Raw genomic sequence first — 8432 nt, 5'->3', positions numbered from 1 at the left:
AGGACATCTGTAATGGGTGTGGGTACTGCATTTCGGCGTGTCCGTACGGGGTGATCGATCAGCGTAGGGGTGATGGTCGGGCGTGGAAGTGCACGTTGTGTTACGACCGTCTCGGGGCGGGGATGACGCCGGCGTGTGCGCAGGCGTGTCCGACGGAGTCGATTCAGTACGGGCCGCTGGAGGAGTTGCGGGAGCGGGCCGCCGCGCGGGTGGCCACGTTGCACGGGCGGGGGGTTCCCGAGGCCCGCCTGTACGGGCACGATCCGGACGATGGGGTGGGTGGTGACGGCGCGTTCTTCCTGCTGCTCGACGAGCCGGAGGTGTACGGGTTGCCACCGGACCCGGTGGTGACCACCCGAGACCTACCGACCATGTGGAAACACGCGGGCATCGCCGCCCTGACGATGGCCGCCGTCACGGTGGGCGCGTTCCTCGGCAGGCGGCCATGACCCGCGAGCAGCTGACCGTGCCACCGGCCGACTTCAGCTCCTACTACGGCCGGCCGATCCTCAAGGCGCCGGTGTGGAAGCGCGACATCGCCGGATACCTGTTCACCGGGGGCCTCGCCGCCGGCGGCGCCCTGATCGGCGCGGGCGCCCAACTGACCGGCCGTCCCGAGCTGCGCCAGGTGGGCCGCTGGACGGCCTTCGGTGGCATCCTCGCCAGCGCCTACCTGTTGGTGCACGACCTCGGTCGGCCGGCACGGTTCCACCACATGCTGCGGGTCGCCAAACCGACCTCGCCCATGTCGATGGGCACCTGGATCCTCACCGCGTTCGGCCCGGCCGCCGGGGTGGCCGCGGTCGCCGAACTCGCGCCCCGGCTGCCGCGGCACGGTGTGCTGGGCCTCGCCCGTCGGCTGGCGCCCGCCGTCGGCGACATCGCCGGTCTCGCCGCGGCGGCCACCGCGCCGGCGCTGGCCACGTACACCGGGGTCCTGCTCGCCGACACCGCCGTACCGGCCTGGCACGACGCGTACCCCGATCTGCCGTTCGTCTTCGGCGGCAGCGCGCTCGTCGCGGCCGCCGGGGTCGGCCTCATCGTGGCGCCCCCCGCCGAGACCGCACCGCTGCGACGGCTCGCCGTCGCCGGCGCGGCCCTCAAGCTGGTCGGCGGTCACCGGATGGAACGGCTGCCGGTCACGGGCGAGCCCTACCGCAGCGGTCACAGTGGCGGCCTGGTCCGGGCGGGCAACGTGTTGATCAGCGTCGGCGCGGTCGCCGCGCTGCTCTCCCGACGCAGCCGGCTCCTGTCGGTGCTCTCCGGGGCGGCCCTGGTGGCCTCGTCGGTGGCCACCCGGTTCGGGATCTTCGAGGCCGGCTCGGTGTCCGCGCGCGATCCGAGGTACACGGTCGTACCCCAGCGGAACCGCCTCGCCGACGGCGGCCCGGCGCCGGCCGGCGCTGACCGCCCCGCGCGGTGAACGCCGGTCGCCTCAGCCCGTGAACAGCTTCGCGGCCGTCCTGACGGTCTCGACGATGCCGTAGCCGAGCAGCACCGCGACGAGCAGCCAGGACAGCCAGAGCCGCCCGGTCTGAGCGCCGACGTGTTCGGGCACCGGCGGGGTGCTCCGCGGCCCGAGGGCGACCGGCTCGGTGACGCTGGCGCGCGCCACCGGCGAGGTCGACCCCCGGTCCGGCTCGTGGAACCGGTCGGGCACCGGGCGGACCAGCAGGTTGGCGACGAAGCCGATGGCGAGCACGCCGACCATGGTGAACAGCGCGGGCCGGTACGCCGAGGCGGTGAGCGTTCCGGGCTTGCCCTGGGCGTCGAGGATCCGGTTGACGATCAGCGGACCGGCGACGCCCGCCGCCGACCAGGCGGTGAGCAGTCGTCCGTGGATGGCGCCGACCTGGAAGGTGCCGAAGAGGTCCCGCAGGTAGGCGGGCATGGTGGCGAACCCGCCGCCGTAGAAGGAGATGATCAGGGCGGCGATCAGCACGACGAGCGCCGTCGCGGCGTGACCGGCCACGGCGAGCAGGGCGTAGAGCACCATGCCGACGCCGAGGTAGATCAGGTAGATCGGTTTGCGGCCGATCAGGTCCGACGTCGTCGACCAGACGAATCGGCCGGCCATGTTGAACAGCGACAGCACACCCACGAAGCCGGCCGCCGCCGACACCGACACCGAGGTGGACCCGTTGTCCCGGAAGAAGTCCTGGATCAACGGACTGGCCTGTTCCAGGATACCGATGCCCGCCGTGACGTTGCAGAACAGCACGATCCACAGCAGCCAGAACGAGCGGGTGCGTACGGCGTTGGACGCGGAGACGCTCGCCCTCGTCACCAGCGGTCGGGCCGCGACCCGATCGGGGTCGAACCCGGCGGGCCGCCAGTCGGGCGGCGGCACCCGCACGTTGAACGGAGCGAACATCATGATCACGAAGTAGCCGATGCCGAACGTGACGAACAGTCCCACGAGGGCGGACCCGGACGCCACCGCCGCCGGGTTGGCCGGGTTGTAGTCGGCGTCGTAGAGCGACAGCAGTTGGCGCGCGAGCGGTCCGGCGACCAGAGCGCCACCGCCGAACCCCATGATCGCCAGGCCGGTGGCGAGCCCCGGCCGGTCCGGGAACCACTTGATCAGCGTGGAGACGGGCGAGATGTAGCCGATGCCCAGTCCGATGCCGCCGATGACGCCGTAGCCGAGGTAGAGCAGCCAGAGTTGCTGGGTCGCGATGCCGAGCGCGCCGACCAGGAAGCCGGTTGCCCAGAAGCAGGCGGAGACGAACATCGCCCGGCGCGGGCCGTTGCGCTCCACCCACCGGCCGCCCACCGCCGCCGACGATCCCAGCATGACGATGGCGATGCTGAAGATCGCCCCGATCGCCGTCTGGCTCGCGTCGAAGTGCGCGATGAGCGAGTTCTTGTAGACGCTCGTCGCGTAGACCTGACCGATGCACACGTGCACGGCCAGCGCCGCGGTCGGGATGAGCCAACGGCTGTATCCCGGGGGAGCGACGGTGTGCCGGGGATCGAATACCGACAGCATGGGCTCTCACCTCCTGCGGCTGAGCGGGCAGGCGGCGGGCGCGTCCGGCGTTCGCCGTTGATCGGCTGTAGCTCACGTTACGTGCCCGTACGGCGCTCCTTGCGGATATGGGAAAACGCGCTGACCCGGGCCGTGGCGGTCGGCCCGTGCTGACGAACTGCCTGAATCAGGCAGCAGTCAGGCACGCCCGATCCGCGGATCCTGCCGGTCCGTGAGCCGCAGCCCGACGCCACGCACCACTTCGATCGTGGCGCCGGTGCCGAGGACCACCAGCTTGCGTCGCAGCCGCTTCACCAGCGACTGGACGTCCGCCCGGTGCGCGCGCGCCTCGTCGTGCCACACCGACCGGTGCAGCTCGGCGTAGCTCCACACCCGGACCGGCTCGGTGGTGAGGCAGATCAGCAGATCGTGTTCCAACCGGGTCAGGCCGACCTCGCGCGCTCCGTACCGGGCGGTGGAGCGGGCCGAGTCGACGACCAGGGCGGGGTGGGGCTCGGCCGTGGGCGTACGACCCGGCGACGGCTCGTCCGGCGGCCCGGGCCGCCGCTGCGGCGCCCCGATCAGCCGGCGCAGCTCGTCGAGGTCGGCCACCAGCAGCAGCGGCGCGACCCCGTCGAGCCGCTCCGCGAGTCGGATGCGCTCGCGGGGTGACGGCGTCACCGCGATCAGCAGCGGAAACTCCTCGTCGGCCGGGTCGCCCCCGTCCAACGCCGCGTCGTCGGTCTCCGCCACCGCACCGCCTGAATCGATGGGCATCCCTGCCCACCCATCGTCATGGTCCTGACAAAGTTTGGCAAGCGCGTCACCAGCAGGGCAACCGGTAGCGACAAGATGCTCACAGCAAGTTCTTGATCGTCCTTTCCTCTCGATCATAGTGTCCACTCGGGCAACCGGCGTGACCCGCGCGGTGCATGGGGGAGGCATGAAGGGGTCCGTTCGCTCGGTTCCGTCGAGTGGATCTCGTGCACTTCCCACCATGGCCCACGTACACCCCTGGGTCGTTCTGAGGAAGGCGGCACCGATGTTCAGACGTCCACCATGGAGACGAACGGCCAGATCGGCGGTGAGCGCCGGCGTGGCGCTGGTCCTCGCCGCCACCTGCCTGGCCAGCTTCAGCTCCGGGGCGCAGGCCGCGCCCGGCTCGACGGGCACCGCCGTCGGGGACAAGATCCGGCCGGAACTCGCCAAGCAGTTCGAGGCCAAGAGCGCAGGGGACTTCTGGATTCGGTTCAAGGACCGCGCGGACCTGAGCAAGGCCAGCGCCATCAAGGACTGGACCAAGCGGGGCGCGGCCGTGGCCCAGGCGCTGCGGGACAGCGCCGCCGGGAGCCAGAGCAAGGTCCGCGCCGAACTCGACAGCTCGGGTACGAAGTACCAGAGCTTCTGGGCCACCAACGCCATCAAGGTGAACAGCGGCTCCCTGGCGATGGCCCAGCAGTTCGCCGCCCGCAGTGAGGTCGAGGGCCTCTACGCCCCGGTCGCCTACGAGCTGCCGAAACTGACCAAGGGGACCGACGAGAAGACCGTCAACGCCGTCGAGTGGGGCGTCGCCAACATCAACGCCGACGACGTCTGGTCCCAGTACGGCGTGACCGGCGAGGGCGTCACCATCGCGAGCATCGACAGCGGTGTGCAGTACGACCACCCGGCCCTGGTGAACTCCTACCGTGGCAACAACGGCGACGGCACGTTCGACCACGACTACAACTGGTTCGACGCCGCCGGGACGTGCGACGGCGCGCCCTGCGACGACGACGGCCACGGTACGCACACCATGGGCACCATGGCCGGCTCCGCCGGCGCGAACCAGATCGGTGTCGCGCCCGGCGTCAAGTGGATCGCGGCGAACGGCTGCTGCCCCACCGACGAGGCGCTGATCGAATCCGGTCAGTGGATGCTCGAGCCGACCGACTCGAACGGCCAGAACCCGGACGCGAGCAAGCGCCCCAACATTATCAACAACTCGTGGGGCACCCGACTGCCGTCCAACGAGCCGTTCATGGAGGACGTGACCCTGGCCTGGGCCGCCTCGGGCATCTTCGGGGTGTTCTCCAACGGCAACAGCGGACCGGCGTGCCAGACCAGCGGTTCGCCGGGAAGCCTGGCCAGCAACTACTCGGCGGGCGCGTACGACGTCAACAACAACATCGCCAGCTTCTCGGCGCGCGGCGTCGGGCAGAACGGCGAGATCAAGCCCAACATCTCCGCGCCCGGCGTGAACGTGCGGTCGAGCGTTCCCGGCAACGGGTACGGCACCGCCAGCGGCACGTCGATGGCCGCACCGCACCTGGTGGGCGCGATCGCCCTGCTGTACTCGGCGGCACCCACGCTGGTCGGTGACGTCGACGCGACGCGCGCGCTGCTCAACGGCACCGCGATCGACAAGGCCGACGACCAGTGCGGTGGCACCGCCGCGGACAACAACGTCTGGGGTGAGGGCCGGCTGGACGCCCTCGCGCTGCTCAACGCCGCCCCCACCGGCGACGTCGGCACCCTGGCCGGCACGGTCACCGACGCGGCCACCGGCGCCCCGATCGCCGGCGCGACCCTGACGCTCACCGGCCCGACCGCGCGCGAGATCACCACGGGCGCCGACGGCACGTACTCGACCCTCCTCCCGACCGGTGACTACCAGGTCGTCGTGTCCGCGTTCGGATACGGCAGCGCCACGAAGACGGCGACGGTCACCAACCGCACGACCACGACGCTCGACGTCGCCCTGACGGCGGTGCCGCGCGTCAACGTCACCGGCTCGGTCACCGACGGCTCCGGCCACGGCTGGCCGCTGTACGCCAAGGTGACGGTGAGCGGCCCGGCCGGCGTGTACGACTACACCACCCCGTCGAACGGCCGCTACAGCATCACGTTGCCGGCCGGGCAGACGTACACCCTGACGTACGAGGTGCAGTACCCGGGCTACCAGAAGGTCACCAAGGAGGTCGTGGTCGGCACCCGCAACGTGACGGCCAACGTCGCGGTGCCGGTGGACACCACCAGGTGCACGACGGCCCCCGGCTACACGTTCGGCTCCGACGGCGAGTACGAGACCTTCGACGCGACGACCACCCCGGCCGGTTGGACGGTGGTGGACAACGTCGGCGGCGGGCAGGTGTGGAAGTTCACCGACGACGGTGGCCGGGGCAACCTGACCGGTGGCACCGGCAACTTCGCGATGATCGACAGTGACGACTACGGCGCGGGCAAGACCCAGGACAGCTCCCTGGTCAGCCCGGTCGTCGACCTGACCGCCGTCAGCGCCCCGGTCATCCGGTTCAACCAGGACTTCAACCAGCTCAACGACGACACCGCCGATGTCGACCTGAGCATCGACGGGGGAGCCACCTGGACGAACGTCCTGCGGCAGGAGACCGACGTCCGGGGACCGAAGCTCACCGAGATCCCGATCCCGCAGGCGGCCGGCAAGTCGCAGGTCCAGGTGCGGTTCCACTACTACGACGCCAAGTACGACTGGTGGTGGGAGGTCGACAACGTCCTGATCGGCAGCCAGGTCACCTGCGTGCCGGTCGACGGCGGTCTGGTCGTGGGCAACGTCCGCGACAAGAACGACGACAGCTACCTCAACGGCGCCACCGTCACCAGCAACGACCGGCCCGCCGAGAAGGCGGTGACCGTGGCGACCCCGGACGACCCGGGGCTGCCGGACGGTTTCTACTGGATCTACTCGACGCTCACCGGTACCCACAAGTTCACCGCGACGGCCGGCAGCTACGTCAGCCAGACCAAGCAGGTCGACGTCGAGCCGGACTGGGCGACGACCGCGAACTTCGTCCTCGCGGCCGGCCGCCTGTCGGTGACACCCGCCGCGCTGAGCGCGACGCTCCAGATGCCCAGCGGCAAGGCGACCAGGACGTTCACCGTGACCAACACCGGCGGCGCCCCCGTCGAGGTCGCCTTCGGTGAGCGGGACGACGGCTTCGAGCTGCTGCGGGCCGACGGCTCGCGGGTGACCCGGCAGCAGGCGCTCGGTGCGGCCGGCGCGGCCGAGCAACGGCTGACGGCACCGACGTCGGTCGCGGCCAGGTCGTCCGGCAAGGCGGCGACGGCGACGGCCGCGGCGGCCGGTCCGCAGGCCGCGCCGTGGACCGACATCGCCGACTACCCGGGCAACATCATGGACAATCGGGTGGTCACCCTGGACGGCAAGGTGTACTCGATCGGTGGTGGTGACGGAACCGCCTCCACCGCGAAGACCTACGCCTACGACCCGGTCGCGCAGGCCTGGACGGCTGCCGCCGATCTTCCCGGCGCCCGCAACGCGCTGACCGTCGGCGTGGTCGCCGGAAAGATCATCGCAACGGGCGGCTGGGGCGACTCCGGTCCGGACGCCGCCACCTGGTCGTACGACCCGGCGGCCAACACCTGGACCGAGCTGGCCGACAACCCCGCGCCACGGGCCGCGGCCGGGCAGGCGGTCGTCGACGGCAAGCTCTACGCGGTGGGCGGCTGCACGACCGCGGCCTGCGTGCCGATGTCGAACACCGTGGTCCGCTACACCCCCGGCACCGACACCTGGGAGACGGTGGCCAACTACCCGAAGTCGGTGGCCTTCGCCTCCTGCGGCGGGATCGACGGCGTCCTCTACTGCACCGGTGGCAACGACGGCACCGCGGCGCAGAAGGCCAGCTACGCCTACGACCCGGGCGCCAACACCTGGACCGCGATCGCGGACGCGCCGACCGACAACTGGGCCAGCTCGTACGCGGTGGCCAGCGGCAAGCTGCTGGTCGTGGGCGGTTCGCAGGGCGGCGCCATCACCAACGCCGGTTTCGCCTTCGACCCGGCCACCAGTTCGTGGTCGAACCTGCCGAACGCCAACACCGCCCGGTACCGGGGTGGCGCGGCGTGTGGCTTCTACAAGATCGGTGGCTCGTCCGGCAGCTTCAACGCGGCACCGGACAGCGAGGCGCTGCCGGGCTTCGAGGGGTGCGCCGAGGCGGCGGCCGACGTCAGCTGGATGACGATCGACAAGACCACAGCCACCCTCGCGCCGGGGGAGAAGGTCACGGTCACCGTCGGGTTGACCGCGAACGTGGACCAGCCGGGCACCTACTCGGCTGCGGTCACGATCCGGGAGAACACGCCGTACTCGGTGCCGCCGGTGGCGGTGACCATGATCGTGACGCCCCCGAAGACCTGGGGCAAGCTGATGGGTACGGTGACCGGGACGAGCTGCGCGGGCGCGACCGCGCCGATCGCCGGTGCGGTGGTCCAGGTCGACTCGTGGGCGATGTCGTTCACCTTCGCGACCGACGCCGCCGGTAACTACGCCTACTGGATGGACCGCCGGAACAACCCGCTCACGTTGATCGTCGCCAAGGACGGCTGGAAGCCCCAGACCCGTCAGACGAAGATCAGCACCACCACTCCCACGGTGGAGAACTTCGGGTTGGCACCGATCCGGTGCTGACAGCAGAGCGCT

General features: G+C 70.8%; 5 protein-coding genes. 3 read left to right on the top strand and 2 right to left on the bottom strand.

Going from position 1 to position 8432, the window contains the following annotated elements:
* Together ABZ272_RS11915 and nrfD are read left to right on the top strand one after the other, a co-directional pair.
* A partial coding sequence (locus tag ABZ272_RS11915; RefSeq protein ID WP_355049899.1) for a 4Fe-4S dicluster domain-containing protein occupies positions 1-449 on the top strand: 449 nt, incomplete at its 5' end.
* Positions 446-1423 (top strand): NrfD/PsrC family molybdoenzyme membrane anchor subunit, encoded by a 978-nt coding sequence (gene nrfD, locus ABZ272_RS11910; protein WP_355049898.1) that lies wholly within the window; start codon positions 446-448, stop codon positions 1421-1423. The genes ABZ272_RS11915 and nrfD, both read left to right, overlap by 4 nt.
* Positions 1424-1435: 12 nt before the next feature.
* On the opposite strand, the gene ABZ272_RS11905 is transcribed toward nrfD, so the two are convergent.
* Complete coding sequence (locus ABZ272_RS11905; protein ID WP_355049897.1) at positions 1436-2992, bottom strand: OFA family MFS transporter; 1557 nt, start codon at positions 2990-2992, stop codon at positions 1436-1438.
* Between the two features lie 177 nt (positions 2993-3169).
* The gene (locus ABZ272_RS11900; protein ID WP_355049896.1) at positions 3170-3748 is read right to left on the bottom strand and encodes a winged helix-turn-helix domain-containing protein; all 579 of its coding nucleotides are present in this window, start codon (positions 3746-3748) and stop codon (positions 3170-3172) included.
* A 307-nt stretch (positions 3749-4055) separates the two neighbouring features.
* Here ABZ272_RS11900 and ABZ272_RS11895 point away from each other — a divergent pair, with 307 nt between their 5' ends.
* Positions 4056-8420, top strand: coding sequence for a S8 family serine peptidase (locus ABZ272_RS11895; protein WP_355049895.1), 4365 nt, complete (start codon positions 4056-4058; stop codon positions 8418-8420).
* The last annotated feature ends 12 nt before the right edge of the window (positions 8421-8432 follow it).

This window comes from Micromonospora sp. NPDC005979, from assembly GCF_040614415.1.
GTDB lineage: Bacteria > Actinomycetota > Actinomycetes > Mycobacteriales > Micromonosporaceae > Micromonospora.
This window is presented reverse-complemented; position numbering and strand designations above follow the sequence as displayed.

Excerpts from the sequence above, each read along its gene's own strand:
- nrfD (WP_355049898.1), top strand. The coding sequence starts at position 446 with ATGACCCGCGAGCAGCTGACCGTGCCACCGGCCGACTTCAGCTCCTAC.
- ABZ272_RS11905 (WP_355049897.1), bottom strand. The coding sequence starts at position 2,992 with ATGCTGTCGGTATTCGATCCCCGGCACACCGTCGCTCCCCCGGGATAC.
- ABZ272_RS11900 (WP_355049896.1), bottom strand. The coding sequence starts at position 3,748 with ATGCCCATCGATTCAGGCGGTGCGGTGGCGGAGACCGACGACGCGGCG.